Source organism: Terriglobia bacterium (assembly GCA_020073085.1).
Taxonomy (GTDB): Bacteria; Acidobacteriota; Terriglobia; order JAIQFV01; family JAIQFV01; genus JAIQFV01.
The window spans coordinates 1-19,074 of sequence record JAIQFV010000001.1; the positions used below are offsets into that span (position 1 = coordinate 1).

The 19,074-nt window shown below is 56.0% G+C and carries 21 protein-coding genes; 2 read left to right on the forward strand and 19 right to left on the reverse strand.

What is annotated here, in order from left to right; genetic code table 11:
* Positions 1-164: 164 nt before the first annotated feature.
* From LAO21_00005 to LAO21_00035, 7 genes are all read right to left on the reverse strand, one after another.
* Entirely contained in the window at positions 165-1,013 is an 849-nt protein-coding gene (locus tag LAO21_00005) for a hypothetical protein (protein MBZ5551070.1), read from the reverse strand.
* Positions 1,010-1,975, reverse strand: coding sequence for an MvdD family ATP-grasp ribosomal peptide maturase (locus LAO21_00010; GenBank protein ID MBZ5551071.1), 966 nt, complete (start codon positions 1,973-1,975; stop codon positions 1,010-1,012). Before LAO21_00010 ends, LAO21_00005 begins: the two co-directional genes overlap by 4 nt.
* Positions 1,968-2,195, reverse strand: coding sequence for a hypothetical protein (locus LAO21_00015; GenBank protein MBZ5551072.1), 228 nt, complete (start codon positions 2,193-2,195; stop codon positions 1,968-1,970). The genes LAO21_00010 and LAO21_00015 overlap by 8 nt, the downstream gene beginning before the upstream one ends.
* Positions 2,185-2,403 (reverse strand): hypothetical protein, encoded by a 219-nt coding sequence (locus LAO21_00020; protein ID MBZ5551073.1) that lies wholly within the window; start codon positions 2,401-2,403, stop codon positions 2,185-2,187. The genes LAO21_00015 and LAO21_00020 overlap by 11 nt, the downstream gene beginning before the upstream one ends.
* A 201-nt stretch (positions 2,404-2,604) precedes the next feature.
* Entirely contained in the window at positions 2,605-2,793 is a 189-nt protein-coding gene (locus tag LAO21_00025) for a hypothetical protein (GenBank protein ID MBZ5551074.1), read from the reverse strand.
* A gap of 40 nt (positions 2,794-2,833) precedes the next feature.
* Entirely contained in the window at positions 2,834-3,595 is a 762-nt protein-coding gene (locus LAO21_00030; GenBank protein ID MBZ5551075.1) for a transposase, read from the reverse strand.
* A 600-nt stretch (positions 3,596-4,195) separates the two neighbouring features.
* The gene (locus LAO21_00035; GenBank protein MBZ5551076.1) at positions 4,196-4,678 is read right to left on the reverse strand and encodes a hypothetical protein; all 483 of its coding nucleotides are present in this window, start codon (positions 4,676-4,678) and stop codon (positions 4,196-4,198) included.
* A 36-nt stretch (positions 4,679-4,714) separates the two neighbouring features.
* Here LAO21_00035 and LAO21_00040 point away from each other — a divergent pair, with 36 nt between their 5' ends.
* Complete coding sequence (locus tag LAO21_00040) at positions 4,715-4,870, forward strand: hypothetical protein (protein ID MBZ5551077.1); 156 nt, start codon at positions 4,715-4,717, stop codon at positions 4,868-4,870.
* Between the two features lie 261 nt (positions 4,871-5,131).
* Here LAO21_00040 and LAO21_00045 read toward each other — a convergent pair whose 3' ends face one another.
* The 7 genes from LAO21_00045 to LAO21_00075 form a co-directional block, all read right to left on the reverse strand.
* Positions 5,132-5,986, reverse strand: coding sequence for a restriction endonuclease (locus LAO21_00045; protein MBZ5551078.1), 855 nt, complete (start codon positions 5,984-5,986; stop codon positions 5,132-5,134).
* A 93-nt stretch (positions 5,987-6,079) separates the two neighbouring features.
* Complete coding sequence (locus tag LAO21_00050) at positions 6,080-7,276, reverse strand: toll/interleukin-1 receptor domain-containing protein (GenBank protein ID MBZ5551079.1); 1,197 nt, start codon at positions 7,274-7,276, stop codon at positions 6,080-6,082.
* A 1,277-nt stretch (positions 7,277-8,553) separates the two neighbouring features.
* Positions 8,554-9,138 carry a GTPase domain-containing protein gene (locus LAO21_00055; protein MBZ5551080.1) on the reverse strand — a complete coding sequence of 195 codons (585 nt, stop codon included), beginning with the start codon at positions 9,136-9,138 and terminating at the stop codon, positions 8,554-8,556.
* Between the two features lie 19 nt (positions 9,139-9,157).
* Positions 9,158-9,601, reverse strand: a complete 444-nt coding sequence (locus LAO21_00060; GenBank protein ID MBZ5551081.1) for a roadblock/LC7 domain-containing protein — start codon at positions 9,599-9,601, stop codon at positions 9,158-9,160.
* A gap of 220 nt (positions 9,602-9,821) precedes the next feature.
* Positions 9,822-12,029, reverse strand: a complete 2,208-nt coding sequence (locus tag LAO21_00065; GenBank protein MBZ5551082.1) for a GGDEF domain-containing protein — start codon at positions 12,027-12,029, stop codon at positions 9,822-9,824.
* A gap of 357 nt (positions 12,030-12,386) precedes the next feature.
* On the reverse strand, positions 12,387-12,680 hold the full coding sequence (locus LAO21_00070) for a DUF167 domain-containing protein (GenBank protein MBZ5551083.1): 294 nt from the start codon (positions 12,678-12,680) through the stop codon (positions 12,387-12,389).
* A gap of 14 nt (positions 12,681-12,694) precedes the next feature.
* Positions 12,695-13,438, reverse strand: coding sequence for a YggS family pyridoxal phosphate-dependent enzyme (locus tag LAO21_00075; GenBank protein MBZ5551084.1), 744 nt, complete (start codon positions 13,436-13,438; stop codon positions 12,695-12,697).
* Between the two features lie 87 nt (positions 13,439-13,525).
* Between LAO21_00075 and tmk the strand changes: the two genes are divergently transcribed.
* Positions 13,526-14,179 (forward strand): dTMP kinase, encoded by a 654-nt coding sequence (tmk, locus tag LAO21_00080; protein MBZ5551085.1) that lies wholly within the window; start codon positions 13,526-13,528, stop codon positions 14,177-14,179.
* Between the two features lie 16 nt (positions 14,180-14,195).
* On the opposite strand, the gene nadB is transcribed toward tmk, so the two are convergent.
* The 5 genes from nadB to LAO21_00105 all read right to left on the reverse strand — a co-directional run bounded on the left by nadB (position 14,196) and on the right by LAO21_00105 (position 18,994).
* Positions 14,196-15,752, reverse strand: coding sequence for an L-aspartate oxidase (gene nadB, locus LAO21_00085; GenBank protein ID MBZ5551086.1), 1,557 nt, complete (start codon positions 15,750-15,752; stop codon positions 14,196-14,198).
* A gap of 221 nt (positions 15,753-15,973) precedes the next feature.
* Positions 15,974-16,885 (reverse strand): carboxylating nicotinate-nucleotide diphosphorylase, encoded by a 912-nt coding sequence (gene nadC, locus LAO21_00090; GenBank protein MBZ5551087.1) that lies wholly within the window; start codon positions 16,883-16,885, stop codon positions 15,974-15,976.
* 101 nt (positions 16,886-16,986) lie between these two features.
* Positions 16,987-17,346: a four helix bundle protein gene (locus tag LAO21_00095; protein ID MBZ5551088.1), complete on the reverse strand. Its 360-nt coding sequence runs from the start codon at positions 17,344-17,346 to the stop codon at positions 16,987-16,989.
* Positions 17,347-17,552: 206 nt separating this feature from the next.
* A complete protein-coding gene (gene nadA, locus LAO21_00100; GenBank protein MBZ5551089.1) occupies positions 17,553-18,494 on the reverse strand; it encodes a quinolinate synthase NadA in 942 nt (313 codons plus the stop codon).
* Positions 18,495-18,694: 200 nt separating this feature from the next.
* Entirely contained in the window at positions 18,695-18,994 is a 300-nt protein-coding gene (locus LAO21_00105) for a hypothetical protein (GenBank protein MBZ5551090.1), read from the reverse strand.
* Between the last annotated feature and the right edge of the window lie 80 nt (positions 18,995-19,074).

The following is a 19,074-nucleotide window of genomic DNA, read 5'->3' on the forward strand; positions in this document are numbered from 1 at the left end:
GCCCGTCTCGATGGGGAAACAACGGAGTGGCGTTCGAAGACAATCGACTCACTGGCGACCGGGCGGAACACACAGCAATACTCGGCTGGGCACTGGGTGGAGTCTTGCCTCTTGACACAACTTTGAGATGTGTGACCCCATAGACTACTGTTTTCTCAGTCCTACTATTCATAGTTGCCTGCAAGCGCTGGACGTATAACTGACTGTTTGCTCAAAGGTGGAGGTTGTTGTTCTTTCATGGGTTTGGGTGTTGGAGCCGGCGGGCCAGGATCGCCCTTCGGACCCTGAGGACCACGAAGCATTTCATAGAGAGCGTGGTTTTTCCGAAGTGTCTGAATGAGATCATCACTTGGATTCTTCGCGGTGAGCGCAAACCCGGTTCCGATCACGGCAAGCAGGGTCAGACCGCCAATGAAATTCGTCATGGCGCGTTGCGCTAGGGCCATCTGGTCTACTTTTGCCCTGTTGTTTGATTGCTCGTCGCCGAGCCTGAGGGTATACAGAGCGATCTGACGACGCAGGCAAACAGGACGAGATTCATGTGACAACGGAAGAACGTCGCTCGCCTGTGCCGCAATGTAGCCTCGCCTCTCAAGTCCACAGATGGATGCCAGAATCGCACCGCAGATTTGGAGCACAAGGTAAAAAGCACCGAATGTCATCAGGAGTCGGAGGAGGAGCGAGTCTACGTGCGGGGTTCCCGTGGCGAGGGCGAGAATGCCGCCGAATACTATGGTGCCCGCGATGGAGGACAGTCCTATGGTGCTTGTCAGACGCGCTTCAACGCTTCGCCGCGTGTCCTCCGCTTCGTCCAGGAGCCTGGCACATGCGCTGAGGTATTGAGTGAGAAGATTTTCGTCATCGGGGAGCGTCTTGATTTGTGCGTCGCACTTTTCCTGTTCCTCTCTTGCAAGGGCCAATTCCTTCTCCGCGGCTTCTTTGGAGAGGGGTTGAAGCCCAGGGTAGACGCCGTCACGAAGAAGCCACCACAGTTTTTTCAACCGGACGTTCATGTTCGCCCTCCCGCCAGCCATTCCGCGACCGCATCAGAAATTCCGAGCTGCAGCATGTCATCGAGCCAGAGCCATTGGCCACTGGGGTTTACTTCGAGAAATACATATTCTCCGTCCGGATCCTGAATCATGTCAATCGCTCCGAATGTAAGGCGGAGAGAGTCCATCAAGCGGAATAGGCGGGTGGCAATCTCTTCGGGAAGGGTAAATGGCAGGTGTGGAAGTCGGGGATTATTCGTCTGACGCCAATCGAGTGTGGCGGCGGGGTCGGACTGGGAATCAATGGCGGCTGCGAAGATCTTGCGCCCGATGATCGTAATGCGCAAGTCAAACCGCTTCGGGATCAGTGCTTGGTAGATGGCCGGGCTCCATCTGGCACTCTCCAGTTCCTCCAGGTGCTGCTCCATGACACGTGAAGTAAAGATCGCGAATTCCTGTCCTTTATGGACAATGTACCCGGTCCTGACGGGTTTCACGACCATCTCCTGAAATTCACTGAAGGCCTTGCGGATCACCAGCGGGTCATTTGTGACGACAGTACGGGGAATCCGAAGCCCGAGTTCGGCGGCCCGGGTGAGCTGAAAAGGCTTGTGTTCCGCCTGCCAGACGGCTGCCGGATGGCTCATCCAGGGCCCCGGAAGATCCACGATGCTTCCGAGCAAGGCGGCGCGGTTTTCCTGGAGACAGAATGTGTAAACGCCGTCATCCATGCCGTCAGGCTTTGCGGGACTGCGCACGCGCCGGTACCAGATGCGGTACGGAACTGGGATTGGTTCCCCGTCGACGGCAATCCAGTCCCGCCGGTTTGTTTTGTCGGGGCGGAAGGTCAAAGTAGATGAGAACGGATAGTTTTCGGTATTGAGCCGTTTGAACGGGATGCCGAACTGGGTCAATCGGCGGACAACGTCGTCAGTGGCTGCGTCGGCAAGCGTGCTAAGGATTAGAACATGCCTGTCATGCATCGTCTGTCGTTTTGCGCGGCACTCTAGTTTCCCGAGTGGCCACCATCAAAGGGGATGGAGCATCAAGGCTGTCCACCCATTTTCCGCCGATGAACACTTGCGCTATCTGGCGTTGCGCATCGTAACGTAGTGGATGGCGGGGAGACTCCGGCATCGATTCCGTGAAACGAAACAAGAAGGGCACCATGGGCAGGTCTCTTGTTTGATCTTCAGTTGTCATCGGTCGTCTCCTGTTGCACCTTCGTGATACGGGTATACCGGGCTAGGAGGTGGTTTGCCTGGTCGGTCTCCAGTGCTGGCGGCAAGGGCTCTTCGGTGGTTGGGATGTCCCTGAAGGCTTGTTGTCCTGCTGTCTCCCGCGAGAGGCCGCGCACCACGAATGGCAGCTTGCCGCCTGGCCAGTTTTTGGCCGAACCTTTAGTTGTCATCTGTGGTCTCGCGTTGTACAAAGGTGACCCGCGTCCCGCGTGACAAAACGTATCCTCGTAGGTCGGTTTCTACGATCGCGGGCAATGGTTCCTCGCTTGTGGGGATGTCCCCGGGGAATGCGGTGCCGGTTCTGTCGCGTAATTTCCCAGCGTGAAGGATGAACGGTATTGTAGACATCAAACCCTCTCAGTCGGGTATGTTCAGTCGACAGGAATTCGAATTCTGTATTCTGTGCCGCAGAAACCAAAAGTATACATCTTTGCCAGTGCGCTGGCTAGAGCGGCGTGAACCTGTGCGGCGTGAACCTGAATGTGCTCTACCATGCCTGTCAGGAGCGCGGGATTCTTCAGAATCTTCGTGGTGACCGCGCGGCGATTGCCTTCCAGCACGGTATACTTTCCGTTGCCGTTTAAGGGAGTGACCCCATCATCATCGTTGACGCAGACTCGGTTGCTCCTCTTCGTCCCCGTCCGCCTTATGCGAAAGACTCTGGAGAAATGCCTCATCCCCCAGCGCCACCTGTGCTTGTAACTCCGCCCAGGGGGTTTGCTTCAGCCCTTCCCGGGCGGCCCCTTCCACATAATCCCGATAGGCCTCTTTCCGCTCTTCCTCTTTTCCGCCCATCCAGCTCAACACCGTGTTCGTCGTTAACCAGGTGGGAGTGGGCTCCAGTCCAATGTAGGCGCGATAGGAACTCCACCGGTAGTGTCTCAGAAACTCAACGCGTTCCTTCCACAATTCGGCCGGCAGTCCTGTCGACAAGACCGCCTGACTTCGCCGCCGACTCAGCTTGTTCAACTCCAACCTGCCCACGCGAATGGGATTAAGGTGCACATAGCGACTCAACTCCAGCCCCCACCGTTGTGGTTCCACGATGATCCCCTTGAAGCGTCCCTGCAAGAGGTGGCCCGTTCGCCCATGTCGCCGATTGAACCAGGCGCTGTATCCGCTGTTTAACCACTGCATGGCCCGACTGAGGTTGGCCTCCAAGGTCTCCAACAGCCCATGCCAATGATTGTCCATCAGCGTGTACGCATGCAGCCGCAAGCGATAACGCGCCGTCATTTCGCTGAGCCGGCCAAGAAATTCGCATCGATCCTCGTCATCGCGAAAAATCAGTTGCCGCTCATTCCCTCTCGAGGTGATGTGATACCACGCGCCTTCCCATTGAATGCGTAACGGCCTGGCCATCGGGACTCCACAAAGGGGGAACGGGGAAGAATACGGTCACGTTCATGCTCCAAAACAAGGCCTCATTATATCGCGTTAGGAACGGAGAGAACGACAAATCCACTTTTCATCAGGGGGACCGGCACTCATCCACTGATGACGTGATTGCCAATTGTCCGGTTGTCCGGATCTGACCCCAGCACCTCTGCGGTAGTGCCATGTAAACAGGGTAGTCCTCGATTGGAATCTGGATTATTCGTCTTTTGCCCGCACTCTCTACCTGAAGGGGGAAGAGCTTCTGGTGCTGATTGGGTCGTCGCGTTCGCATGCCGAGAGCAGCCCGGGGTCCAATGAACGCATTGCGCAATGCATCGTGTTCGATCCGGGCTATGAGGCGGGCACAATTAAGGCAGCTCGCGTCATGTAGAACCCACTCACCGTTAAGACCAAGCGGCACGATATGCTCACGGCTCAATCTTGTGTCAGAGCGGTCGCAGTATACGCATCTGCCAATGGATGGCGCCTTCATACTTTCAGCATCACGACAATCAGACCTCCGTCCAACGTCTGGCTCGTCACCCGGCAGCACGCTTTCCAGCACTGGTTGTAAACGCGCCCAGGTTAGACCCCTTCCTTCTTATCAGACAATCCCATCTCCGAGACGTACTTTTTTGTTAAGAGGACATTGTCCACCCAGTTCACAGTGAGTCTTACAAGACGTTTCAGATCGTTGATGTCTTTGTCTTCCCACTTTCGCGTGTAGTGAGTCTCATCGTTTCCGAGCCACGTGGCGAGTTTGGCGCAGGCCTGAACATTTGAATCGGCGACATATTTATAGATGCAGACGGCCAAGGGTGCTTCGAGAATCATCTTCGTTTTTTCGGGTGCCTCGTGGCAAGCGAAGTCCTTTACTAAAAACTCTAGGGCTTTCCGCAGCCCGATGCCAACGAGCTGTATGAGCCCGTGGGTCTCACCAGCAATGGCTTGATCATAGATTTCAACGAAGGTGGGGGAGACCTCAGAAACTATGGAAGGGAAAGGTGTTTTCGTTGCGGCCTGAGGTGCTGTCCCGACAAGGCCAAACACTGCTCTGTTTACCTCCATTCTACCCAATCCAGTATACGTGGCAATGAATAGTTCTTGGCACTGCTGACGAGGACAACGAAATACGACCTGACTCATGTCACGCTCATGGAGCGTCGCAACGAACAGTTGCATCGGGCGGACAGATCGGTGGCATCGTGGGCAGACATCGGGAACCTCATCGAGGCGGATTTGTTGGGTTGTGCCCAATAAGGATGTTGCCTGTACGTCAATACTCATTGTGACATCTCCTGTGGGGTAAGACGCATCGAGCTCTATCCACTATACCATCTCAGAGAGAGCATGCAGCATATGTATATCAGATCGGGACTTTGGACAAATGGAGATTCCCGGAACAATGCGTACCGAATTTGGATGCTGTGACAATGTCAAGAATCGGGACGATGACCGTCTCTTCGTCTGGGCGATGCTCAAATTGTCCAATGTCCCGGCCTGACCCCGTATGCGCCTTGCTCACTTGTGCGTGCCATACTCGGAGATCCAGAGTACAAGATCGTCGTAGTCCTTGAGGGCCAACCGATGACGGAGGGTCCTCTGGAACACTTGAGCAGGCGCTGTAAAGTAACTTGTCGTCGCGAGCATCGTCATTGTCGCCCTCCGTTGTTCACCAATCCCGAAGAGAGATCGTACGATCTCGACCCCAACCTTCTTGGGCGGCGAGTAGCGCTTGCAATCGACCAAGAGCAATACTTCGCCGACCCCAGTTTTCTGGGTCGCAATGATGTCGATCCCACCGTCGGCACCCTGGGCGGTGAGCTGTACCACATATCCGAGATCGCTGAGAATGGCCGCCACCAACTCTTCGAATCTGCGAGGGTTAAGTTCATACATTCTCTCCGGGTGTGTGCTGAGATTGGTAAGGAGTTGGCGATCAACTGCGAGAAGGTCAATCCGCGCAAGCGAATCCTCCGTCAGGGGACGCTCGTCAGCGTAAATCAATCGCGGATGCCGCAGCTCGAGATCCTCGGTTGGGGCGAGCTCCGGGTCGAAGTGGGAATCCACGTAGGCGACCAACTCAAGGGGGACGTCGGCCTCCTTGCGTGAGCGATGGTAGGTCCGCTGAGATTCTTGCCAGATGGTCCGCATGACAACGCGCTCAAGGGTTTTGGGTGACGTGCACTCCCTGTCGTGAACCGCTTTGACTGCTTCCACGACCGCATCCATTGCGATGTCCTCCGTTTCCTCGATGCCCTTCATTCGCCCTTCGTGCCATGCAACGGTGTTGGCGAACTCGAGTATGTGCCGACATGCCTCCTCGTCTCCATGGAGGAGTCCAGTGACGTCATCCAAGGTAAGGTGAATTCCCATCTGAGACATGCAACCTTGACCCCCTAACGCCTAGCTTCAGCGGCGGCGCGCAGCGCCGTCCGCTGCAAGCCAATGTTAGCTGGCACGTGATCGTCACTCGTGTTCTGACAACGCCACATACAGGGGAGTGCAAATCAGCACATCCGACCTCGTGTTCTGCAACGCTTTGCGAGCATGGCTGGAAAGGTACTTGGCCAGATGCTCTTCCGTCGGGCGTCGAATTCGCCTCAATAAACGCGCGACAAAACTTAGCTTTTGCGTTGGAAAGCAGAGAGCGGGAAGCCCATCCATCCGCGGTTCCGGCGAGTCCTCACGACAGAGGCGCACGGAAAATACCCAGTCGAGCAGATCACCGATTTTGTTTGCCCACTTACCCCCGTAGCCAAAGCGGATAGCTTGCATGATTCCGGGCAGATGTGACCCGCTGTAGCCGAAGGCACCGCGGGGGAACTCATATTGTGCCGGCGGCGACCCTAAAATGTGGCGAACAGACCCAGCCATTAGGATAATGGGGTCGGTTTCTGAGGTGAAGAAGAAAACGACACGGATGTCCGCATCACAGACACCCCAGTCAACGACGCCCCATTTCATCGGGAAGTCTCCCGCAATGTAGGGGCGGCCGCCGTTAACCAGCCCGATTTGATTCTTCTTCTCCAATTCCCAAATAACGGTCTTTATTGAGTCAAAGCGCCTTTGTCCATCTGCAACTTGCGGCGACCTCTCAGTGACCGGCCGGGAGATCAGTGTCTCAAGCATCTCAAGCTTGGAATCTGAGATGTAGACAAAATACGGGAACTCGGGAAGCAGTGTGCTGGGGCTTTCTGCTGCCTTATCGACAGTGACATTCCTTGGCGGAGTGCCCTTGATCGCAGCAACGAGGCGTTCAAACTGAGCCGCAAACAGCGGGGATGTTGATTCGTGGCCACTGCGGAAGTCTAGGTATTGGATGTGTGACAACCGCGGCGGAATATCACAATCAAAGAGCAGGCATGGAAGGATCGCCTTCGCCTGAGCGTCAAAGTCAGGAATCAGTCTCTGGAGGAGTTCCCAACCAGATGCCTTGGATCTAAAGTATGAGGGCGAGAACACAGGAATGATGTGGCGACTCATCTGAATAGCCTTCTCAATGGTTGCCACCCAGTTGTCGCCCACACCAATCGAGTCGAGATCGAGAAAGACAGATAGACAGCCGCGGCGACTCGGCCGTCTTCGCCGGCGAATCAGCGCAGCCAGGGTCAAGGCCCACTCTTTGTCATCGTGACTATACGAAATGAACGCATCGTACTTCATTGAGTCACCTGTTTCTCTTCACTCGCCAGCCAACATTAAATGGATGGATCCGCGTATTCTCGGAAACTTTGCTTTGCGATCCGCCTATTGCGCCGTTGATTCCCCGAATACACCCACGATAATGTTTTCAATATCACCCACTTGCGTCCCATGTTGCCTTTCATCAGGGCGTCTCATACGGATCGGTATGACATCCCCTTGTTTCATTTCACAGCTCGTCGAACGGACAACGCACTCCCTGCCACCCCGAGTCACAATACGAGCATAGATCATAGTCGTGGTCACATCCAGATGAACAAAGAGTTATTGGACCGTTCAATTGCCTTACCCTGATCCGAGCGGCTGCGTCGCAACAAAATGGGAGGGTGCTCGGAATGCTCCCACAAGTAATCGTTTTGGGTGGCGCTCCTCTTCTGTACCGTTCGGGTCGGGGAATGGAATCGTTCGGTCGAAAGCCTCGAGTGGCAAGCCGGTCGTCATTCAGATAATGCGCCAACATGGGGGGCGGCTGGCCAAGAATGAGTCTAGGACTTACTCATTATCAATTCAAGTGAAATGTCTTGGGGGGTCGTAGGCATTCCTTCCAAAAGGTCTTTGGAGGATCAAAAACTGTGCCCTATTTTGTGCACCACTATGCTCAGAAATGGCCTAATACAATACTAGACGGGGTGCGAGGAAAATCGCTGATAAATCTGTGACGAAACAAGACCATGCGCACTAATATCACGCAGGGTGATAATCCGCTCGCCGCAATTGTTGATCCACCACGGTGGATTGTAGGTTCGAGTCCTACCTCGGGAGTCGTCCCTATGCTGCTCTGCCTGCCTTTGGGCCGATTCATCGGGTTCGGGGATGAAATCTTTGAAAGAGTAGTGAATCATCCAAGCTGATAATCTGGCCACATGGAACCCCGATCCGGTCCTGAGACACTACGGGGAGCTGCTACATCGCGGAACGTGCCATCTTACAACTCCGTCAGGAGTGGCATCTTTGTAGCTCGGATCTTCCTCCTCGGTTTGTAGTTGAACCCCGTAGGGGTGACATCTGCCCCGGTGGACTGACCCGGCGATTTGATTGCGGCAACAATCTACCCGGATGTCACCCCTACGGGGTTCATTTGAGAAAAGGAAAGAGCGGGATCGAGGCTACAAAGATGCCACTCCTGACGGAGTTGAGGCAGAACAACTCCAAGAGAATCCTATGTGCATTGAGTTTCCCTATATCAGGGACTGCGGGTTCGGGTCAGGAGGGAGTTGGGTTTTTCAGTCGGGAAGGCTCTATCTTTTTCTCAGCCCGTTGAGCATCTGGCGGGTGACTTCTTTAAGGGAGTCAAAGACACCGACGCCGCGGGAGGCGATGGCTTCGAAAATCGGCTCATTCTTCTTCCAAAGCTCTTTCTTCAAATCCTCGAACGGGGAGATGTTGGGCAGGTCACGCTTGTTGAATTGCAGGACGTAGGGGATGGTCGCGAAATCGTATCCGTGCTCGTGGAGATGTTCATGCAGGTTGGAGAGGCTTTCGATGTTGGCGTCATAACGCTCCGCCTGGGAATCGGCGACGAACACCACTCCATCCACCCCTTTCAAAATCAATTTGCGGCTGGCATCGTAAAAAATCTGTCCGGGCACGGTGTAGAGATGGAAGCGGATCTTAAACCCGTTGATCAACCCCAGTTCCAGCGGAAGAAAATCAAAAAACAGGGTCCGCTCGGTGTCGGTGGCGAGCGAAACCATCCGCCCTTTGTTGGCCGGATGAATCTTTTGATAAATATAATTCAGGTTGGTGGTCTTGCCCCCGAGGCCGGGACCGTAGTACACAATCTTGCAGTTGATTTCTCGAGACGCGTAATTAATAAAGGTCAACTAGGATCCCTCGGATGGATTATTCGCTGAAGAGCCGGTCAATGTCATCATCCGTGATTTCAGGAAATGGATAGTCACTGATGACGCCGGTAGGCTGCAATTCCTTCTGGAACCTCGCGGCGATCCGTTGAAAAACATCCTCGAACTGGACACTGGCCTTGCGGACACGCAGGCGGACCAGGCCCACGGGCGTGCTGTGGTCGAAAATCACGACCAGAATCGCCCGGTGTGCCACAATCGAGAAGTGAATGTTGTCGCGCTCTCCTTCGTGGAACAGCACCGAAAACTCCCGCTCCCCCAGCAGCTTGGCAAGCCCTTCCGTGGCCGCCACATTCCCCGCCGCCAGCGAGGAGAGGGAGGTCGTATCCACGGTATCGTCACCCCCATGTGAAGCGATGGGTTGCCCGTTGCGGTCGACCAGAAAGACCAGTTTGGCACGCGCCTCGGTCGCCAATTGGGCCATGATGACGCGAATTTCCGCAAACTCGCCCGGGTAAATGACCAGATCGCCTGTTTCCACTTAAAGCCCCTCTTCAACCCTTTCCGTCTAAGCGGGTTGACCGCCTATCATACCCGATATTCCCTTTTAATTCAAAAGCCCCAAACGGCCCCAACGCTCCGCCTGAAAAAACCGACGGCACGATCACCGGCTCCCGGCAGGACGCTCTCCTGGATTTTCCCCTTCAGCTTGAAAATTCGATCGGCAACTGCATCGTTTCGATCACATGATACTGGGCGATACGGTTACGTCCGGTGCGTTTGGCCACATACAGCGCCCGGTCGGCATTCTCGATGAGCTGTTCCTTGGACGTGGCGTCCCGGGGATAGGTCGCAATGCCGGCGCTGATGGAAAGCTGGGCCGAGTTTCCTTCATAGGTAAAGGCGGTGCGTCCGACCTCGGTTCGAAACCGCTCCGCCGATTGCCGCGCGCCCTCCCGGCTGGTGTCCGGCAGAACCACCGCGAATTCCTCTCCCCCGTAACGGGCGGCGAAGTCTTCCCGCCTCAGGCAACTTTCCAGGATCGTCGCCAGCTGACCCAACACCGCATCCCCGAAGGGGTGACCATAGGTGTCATTCAGTTTTTTGAAATGGTCAATGTCCACCATCAACAAGGAGAGCGGTTTCTTGTTCCGCCGGGAACGGGAAATTTCTTCCTCGATGCGCTCCTGGAAACTGCGATGGTTGGGGAGATGGGTGAGTTCGTCGGTGGCCGCGAGGGTCTCCATCTGACGGTGGTTGATGGCGTTTTCCACGATGACGGCCACATGCTGACACAGGAGGCGCAACAGCTGCTGGACTTCACTTCCGAATTGGCCGGGTTGGCTGTGGGTGAGCACAAAGGCCCCGTGCCGATGAGAGGGCGGGCCGAGCGGGATGGCCAGCAGTGAACCCACCGCCAGGGGCGGCTCGCCGGGCATGTAAATGGGCATCTGGCCGGCCCTCCGCTGGAAATCGGAGAGCAGCAGGGCATCTTCCGCGGAGGTAATCGACCAATAGGTCCAGGTCTTGGCATCGCTCGGAATGCGCAGGTCCCGGTCAAATTCGATCCCTTCCGCCGATATCAGCGAATACGAGTTCCGGTCTTCCGAAAGCAAGGCCACCGCGGCGGTTTCATAATTCAACAGGGCCTTGGACTCTTTCAGCAGCAGCGAGGACACATCGTCCACGTTCAAGCTCGAGCTCATCCTGGAAATAATCCGAAAGAAGGTGGTGAGAAGTTCGTTGGACTGGCGATGGGCCCGGGCCGTCTGATTTCTTTTCCACTCCAGTTCGAGGATGGTCACGGCCGACTTCATCATCCGTTCCTCTTCCGGCGTGAACTCCGGCACCGGCGGGGGCTCCGGATCCGGGCTTTCCATTCGATCGGCCACCAGCACTCCCGCCACACTTGCTCCGTGCACGACGGGTTCCGCCAGATAGGCTCGAACCAGATCTCCCACGGACTTCAGATACACGAAGTCCACCTTCCACGAACGGGCCGAGGTCCCGGGACTGCGTTTTCCAACGAGGGGGGTCTTGTTCTTGGCGCAATATCCGAGCAAACCCTGCCCTTCCACGAAGGACGCGTCCGGATTGAACTCCGTCCCCTCTCCCGCCATCCAACTCATCTGAAAGACTCCCGTGTTATCGCGGACAAAGAAGCACACATGGCTGGCAATGAGGGCGGTCCTCAAATGCTCCAGAAACACATCCTCAAATTCCGTGCCCCGATCACCGGTCTCCCCGCCGGCAAGAGCCATCTCGGGTTCTCCCGAGGCGATCGTCCGCGCAAAGACCGGGAGAAACTTCTTGCGCTCGAGGGCCTCCTCCTCGGCCCGAATTGCCGCGGCCTCCAACTCTTTCTCAGCCTGCGCGAGGCGGCGCTTCAGGATTACCAGGGAGGCCTCCCCCACGATTGCCACCAGGACCAGCATTAACAACCACAGCAGAAGGCGGTCCGTTTCAAAATGCTGGTCCATGCGGAAGGCCGTCGCCAACGCATTGAACCCCTCCAGGAGCGAAATCCGGACCACCGTGAGCAAGGAGATTCTCAACGAGTAGTTGATGCCGACTGCAAGCATCAAGAGCAGATACAATCCAAACCAAAAGGAATGCAGTCCCCCGGTCCGCTGAACCAGGAAGTTGATGGCCAGGATGAGCGCGCCGACCACTTCAACATATTGAAAGTCCCCACCCAACCGCAGAATGTAACGGTAGAACGCCGCCACCGAATAGACGGTGATGGCGATCACGCCGATGAACTGAGGGGCCGTAAACCGGAGCGGCGGCGAGTAGACGCCGAAGGAAGAAATCACAAATAAGACGAAGAGGGGGAGCAGAAGGTAGTTTTCACGGATCAGCTCCTTGATGCCCTTGCGGCGGATGAGATCGAGGATTTTTGATTTCATCATTCCAACGGAGGAATAAGTCTATTCGGTCTGTTCAGTCCATCTGGTCTATCCGGTCTATTCAGTCTGGCCGGTCTGTTCCGTCTGTTCGGTCGGGTCACTTGCTTCGACCCGGTCGGTTGGGTTTCAGCCTTTCCGGCCTGGTCTCACCGGTTATTGCAGTCAATATTGAGCCATTTCATTGCAAGCCTGACATCGGAAAACAGGGGTTAAGGACTCCTGGTCTCATTGGGCAAAAAGACTCAAAGACAAAATGAACCGCCCAGACCGGCCAGACTGAACAGACCGAACAGACCAAACACACTGCCCAGACCGAACAGACCAGATGGACCGAATAGACTGAATAGACTGAATAAACTCTTACTTCATCGCTCCGCTCAAAATCCGTCGAACGTCGGAGGCCTTGATTCCACGAACATAAACCGTCTTTCTTTTATGGTGTTCTCCGGAAATGAGTTCCACATTCGATTTCGGGACATCCAGAAGGCGCGAAAGATATTGAATACATGCGGCGTTCGCTGCCCCATCGACCGGGGGCGCGACCGTCTTCAGCCGGAGCGCTCCGGCCAGCACCCCGGCCAAGCCATTCTTGCCAGCCCGGGGCACAACGACAATCCGGAAGGTACAGCCGTCTTCCCGCGAATTGATCTCCATCTCGTCCATTTGGCCTAACTTCTCTTCCCAAAAATCGCCGTCCCGAGGCGAATCATGGTGGCTCCCTCCTCGATGGCCACTTCAAAGTCATGGCTCATCCCCATGGAGAGTTCGTGCATCGATACGTTGGCAAGGCGCGGCTTCGCAATCTCTTCGGCGAGCCGGCGTATCGCTCGGAAATCGGCGCGTGATTCTTCCGCGTGGTCTCGAAACGGCGGAATGGCCATCAGTCCCCGAACCCGCAACGCCTTCAATTCAGAAACCTTCCTCACCAGCTCCAGCGCGCCGGACGGTTCAACGCCGGATTTGGTCTCCTCATTGCCGAGGTTCACTTGAATCAGTACGGGTAACAAACGATTGAGCTGTTCACAAGAGCGGGAAAGTTTCAGGGCCACTTCGATGCGATCCACCGTTTGTATCATATCAAAGATTTCCGCTGCCCGTCTTGCTTTGTTGCTTTGCAGATGTCCGATCAAATGGAGTTTAAACCCTCTTTCAGCGGCGCCGGCAGCGCCTCCCTGATCCTCCATGGCGAGAGACGAAGCCAGGGCGCTGAATTTTTGATCCGCTTCCTGCACCCGATTTTCGGCAAAGATGGTCAACCCCGCATGAACGGCAGCCACGACCGCCTCCACGGGAAACGTCTTCGAGACGGCGATGAGCTGAACCTCGTGGCGTTCGCGCCCGGCACGCCGACACGCCTGCTGAATTCGCTCCTCCAGCGGCTTGAGATTGGCGCTGATTTCTTGAATATTCATGGGGTGAGAAGGCCCTCACGAAAAGATTGAACGGGGCGTGCGGTCTTGATAGACCGGACTGTCCATCGAATGTTAAACTGCCTTGCTATGTCGAGACCACGGTTCATCAGTTTCGAGGGGATTGACGGCTGCGGCAAGACCACTCAGCTCAACCTGATGGCGGAGCGATTGCGAGCTCGTGGAGTCGAGTTCATTGCCACCCGAGAACCCGGGAGCACGCCGATTGGGCAGGATATCCGCAAAATCCTTCTGGACTCCAAGACCACCGGCCTGACTTCCATCGGAGAAGTTCTCCTCTACTACGCATCACGAATTCAAAACGTTGAACAGGTCATCAAGCCGGCGCTGGAAGCCGGGAAATTGGTCCTGTGCGACCGGTTTAACGACGCCAGCTGGGCCTACCAGGGATTCGGCCGGCAACTGGGCGTAGAATTTCTTCGCATTCTCGACGATCTCGTGCTCGACGGGTTCCGCCCTGACCACACCCTGATCATCGACATCGACGTGGAGACCAGCCTGAATCGGGCCCAACGCCGTAACACCGCCCAGGCTTACGACGAGAACCGGTTTGAAACGGAAGCCCGCGAGTTCTTTGAGCGCGTCCGGGAGGGATATGGCTGGCTGCAGCGACGTGAGCCTTTCCGGTTCTTCCAGATCAACGGCAACCGCCCGGTCGAAGCTGTTCACGCCGACATCGCGGCGCTGTTCGACGAGTGGGTGAAGGAAGCGATCAGCGCTTAGCGGTCAGCGCTCCTCACTAATCGCTTCTATAATGACACCCCCGCGACTCGCGGCATTCCATGGCTGCAAGCAGGATTGCCAGGGCCGTCTGCACTCCATTCCGCAATCCGATCAGGGAATCGCTGATGGCCGCCTTGTCATAAAACCGCTCAATCTCCAAGTGGTGCTCCCGGAGGATCTCGTGGGCACGATCGAGACGCTTGGTGGTACGAACCAGTCCCACGTAATTCCACATCGTTTGTTGAATGGTGAGCCAATCCTGGGCGATTAATGCGGGGTCGACCGTTTCGCGCTCGTAGACCCATGGCGCGATCTCGGGAAAATAATGATCTGCGGCATTCAACGATCTCTCCGCGGCGTCGGACCCGGCCCGGGTTCCCCACACCAGGCCCTCGAGCAATGAAGTTGAAGCCAGGCGGTTGGCGCCGTGAACGCCGGTGCATGCCACCTCTCCCACGGCTCGCAACCGGCCGACATTGGACTTTCCGAGCGCATCGACGGAAACGCCGCCGCAACTGTAATGCGCCGCCGGAACCACCGGGATCGGTTCCCGGGTGATATCGATTCCAAGGGACTTGCACTTCTCGTAAATTCCCGGAAAACGGCTTCGAACCCAATCGGGACTCTTGTGGGAAATGTCAAGCAGGGCGCAGGGTTCCCCCGATTCAATCATCCATTGGTGTATTCCACGGGCCACCACATCACGCGGGGCCAACGAACCGTTGGGATGGAACCTTTTCATGAACTCCTCCCCACGAGGGCTCATCAACCGCGCTCCTTCCCCTCGCAGGGATTCGGAAATGAGGAACCGGCCGGAGGGATGGAACAGCGTGGTGGGATGAAACTGGACATACTGCATGTTGATGCAGCGGGCGCCGGCGCGATAGGCCATCGCGATGCCATCCCCGCGCGAACCCGGCGGGTTGGTCGTATGCAGAAACACGCGTCCCAGCCCGCCGGTCGCCAGAATCGTTTCCTTCGCAAAAATCGTATCCACGATCCCGGTTTCATTGATCAACACATGGGCGCCTATGCAAGTGGGGGGTTGATAGGTGTCGAGAGGATTGAGCGAGTGATGCGACAAGGTCAGCAGGTCGACGGCCGTGGCATTGGTCAGGATGCGGATTCGGGGATTCTTGGCCAGGGCCTGTAGGAACGCGGTCTCAATCGCCCGTCCCGTGACGTCTTTGTAATGCAGAATCCGGCGCACGGAATGCGCGGCCTCGGCCGTCAGGTCGTACTCATCGGTGGATTCGTCGACAACATCGAAGGGAACCTGAAGCTCGTCGATGAGGACCTCCTGGACACAGCGCGGGCCTTCTTCGCTTAAGACCCGGACCGCCGGCTCGTAACAGAGCCCCGCACCGGCGGCGATGATATCGGCGGCCAGTTTTTCGGGGGCATCATTGTCCCCGCGAAAAATGATTCCTCCCTGCGCGTAAAACGTGTTGCTCTCCTCAAGGCTGGAGTCTCTCGTCATTAACAGGACGTCGGCGCCTCTCCTGGCAGCCGCACGCGCTGCCGCACAACCGGCAATGCCGCTCCCGATAACCAGAATGTCAGTCTTCGTCATGAAACACCCTTCACCTTACCCGGAAAGGCGGGAATCAAAACCGGATCCCCTTCATGCCTTATCAACAGAATCTGTCGTGACAAGGGCAGAAACATCTGTCATGAGGAGACCGGGCATGCAGGAAGTTAAAAATCTTCAATCTAAAAGAAATTAGATGATCGAGGAACATTTCCATTGACGACCGATCCTCGGGTTTCCTGGCTTCCGAATAAAACTTCGCTTTAGTTCCGGTGCGCCCGCGACGGGGAGTCACCGCGTGGACGCCCGGCCCCTGCTGGTTCGATTTCAAAGCTGATGTCGACCGCCGGGGCGGAATGGGTGAGCGCCCCTACAGAGATCCAATCGGCGCCTGCTTCCGCAAAAGGCCTCACGCTTCGGAGTGAGACACCGCCCGAACATTCGACAAGGGTCCTTCGTCCTCCGGGCTGCTTCCGGATCAACTCCACACAACGGCGCACCTGGGGTGGAGTCATATTGTCGAGCAAGATATGGTTCACTCCTAACCCAAGGGCATCCCGGAGCTGGTCAACGGTGGAAACCTCCAGTTCCAAAGCGCCGCTTCCTCTTGATTCCATCCGGGCCCGCTCGACGGCAGGCCTTACGCCGCCGGCGAAGGCGAGGTGATTGTCTTTAATTAGGATCGCATCAAAGAGTCCCCGTCGATGGTTGTGGCCGCCACCACAACGCACCGCATACTTCTCAAGCATACGCCAGCCCGGGGTTGTCTTCCGGGTGTCATAGATCCGCGCCCGGGTGCCCCGAACGGCCCGAACAAATTCGTGCGTCAATGTTGCGATCCCTGAAAGACGCTGGAGGACGTTCAATGCGACCCGTTCCCCCGTCAGCAGGGCGCGCGCGCGGCCGCTCACCGATGCCACCGGCTGACCTCCCGCCACCTCCTGGCCGTCCCTGAAAAGGCATTTAACCCGTACCGATGGATCCAATACCCTGAACCCGTATGGCAACAGCTCCAGTCCTGCAAGCACGCACCTCTGCTTCGCGATCAGCCATCCGCGGGCCCGGGCGGAGGCAGGGACAATGGCGTTGGTCGTCAGGTCTCCGGAACCGACATCCTCACGCAAGAAACTGATCATGAGCTTGCGGAGCACTTCCGATTTTAGAGGGAGGGACATGGGTTAGATATCAGCGATCAGCGGTCAGCGATCAGCCGTCAGCTGTCAGCTTTCAGCGGTCAGCGATCAGCGGTCAGCCATCAGCGATCAGCAATCAGCTGTCAGCGGTCAGCTTTCAGCGTTTGAATTAGGCCCGTTAGCATCTTTTTTACTTCGCAAACACTCCAATTCAAGAAATCATAATCTTCAATGTTTAAGAGTCTAAGATCTTTGGCCAGGAGAAGGTGATACTCGAGTTCAGAAGCAGAACCTCCTGCAATCTGGAGGAAGCGAACCAATTCGACTTCACTCGAACGTCCGCAACCCTCTGCAATGTTTGCCGGAATGGAGGCAGCAGATCGTCTAATCTGGCTTGTCAGTCCGTACAACTCTTCCTTCGGAAACTTCCAAGTAGCTTTGTACAAACCTAAAGTTAAATTGTGAGCCTTTTGCCATACCTTGAGTTGTTTGAAGTCTCTCAATTCGCATCCCTCCCTTTCGGTGGGGGATGATGTGAGTTCCTGTGCTGACGACCACGCTTACTTCCATTCTTGAGGGTATTCCTGACTGCTGATAGCTGAAAGCTGATTGCTGATCTGTGAAAGCTGATTGCTGATCGCTGATGGCTGACCGCTGCTCCCCGATCGCTGATCGCTGATTGCTGATAGCTGATAGCTGAATGCTCTATTCAACTCATCTCCAGCATGCGCTCGATCGGGCGCAGCGCGCGGAGTCGGAGGGGTTCATCCATGCCGATTTCAGGGGAGCGCTTTCTCATGCAGCGATAGACTTTTTCGAGGGTGTTCAAGCGCATGTGAGGGCATTCATTGCAGGCACAACTGCTGTCGGGAGGGGCGGGAATGAAGACCTTTTCCGGGGCCTTTTTCGACATCGCGTGGATGATCCCCGGCTCGGTGGCGATGATGAATTCCCGCGCCGGGCTTCCGATCGCGAAATTCAGGATGGAGGTTGTGGATCCGATATGATCAGCAAGCCGCAGCACCGACTCTTCACACTCCGGGTGAGCCAGCAAGAGGGCCTTCGGATATCGGACTTTTAATTGAATGATCTTTTTTTCTGAGAAGATGGCATGGACCATGCACGAACCGGGCCACAACACCATTGCGCGGCCGGTCTTTCGTATCAGGTACCGGCCGAGATTCTGGTCGGGCGCAAAGATAATCTTTTTCTCCGCCGGAATCTGGCGGATGATCTTTTCTGCATTGGAGGAAGTGCAAATAATGTCGCTGAGAGCCTTCACGGCTGCAGAACAATTAATGTAGCTGATGACAAGATGGTCCGGGTAACGCGCCTTGAAGAGCTCAAACTGGTCAGCCGGGCACCCTTCCGCCAATGAGCAGCCCGCGTTCAGATCCGGCAGCAACACGGTCTTCCGAGGATTGATGATCTTGGCCACTTCGGCCATGAAATGAACGCCGGCAAAGACAATCACACGGGCACGGGTCGCGGCCGCCTGTTGTGCCAGCTGGAGACTATCGCCGATGAAATCCGCGATGTCCTGAATTTCTGAATCCTGATAATAATGCGCCAGGATAACCGCGTTCAATTCCCTTTTGAGAGAGGCAATCTCCGGGGCGTAATCGATCTCGACATCAGGTTCCGTGCTCATGACACACTTCCTTCAGGCATTCTATCGTCATTTTATCACACACGAATCCAAAACCGCCCGGATTGGCAATCCGATGGGTGACCCATCTCGTGGGCTGATGAAGATCCTGCATTTCCGCGTTCGGTCACATCCGGTGTGTCACGTGGAAGAAATAATGGAGGGTGGTTTCAAAGGATATAAGCAAGAAGGCAAGAATCGGGCTATTTCTTTCGCGCTGCCTCCACCAGATGCTGGACGAGTGGTTTCAATTGATCGGGCAGAGAGGCCTCATCGACCTCCACCTCTTTCACCCGGCCACCCTCCTCGACCTGGATTCGGTAAACGAACCGGTCCGGCATCGGTCGAGCGGACTTGAGGGTGTCGGGTAGCTCGAAAAAGGCGGCGCCTTCCACCATCTTCGTGATCCGTCCCGCTTGATCCGCACCCAACTCCTCGGTATCTACGGAAGATGACAATTTGATCCCAGCAAACCCACCGGACCTTTGAAGTCGAATTCGCATAGGTGATCCTCGTTCGGGGTCCAGGTCTGCATACCCAGCTTCACGACGAGCACTCTCGCAGCGACCCTAGCCGCATCATG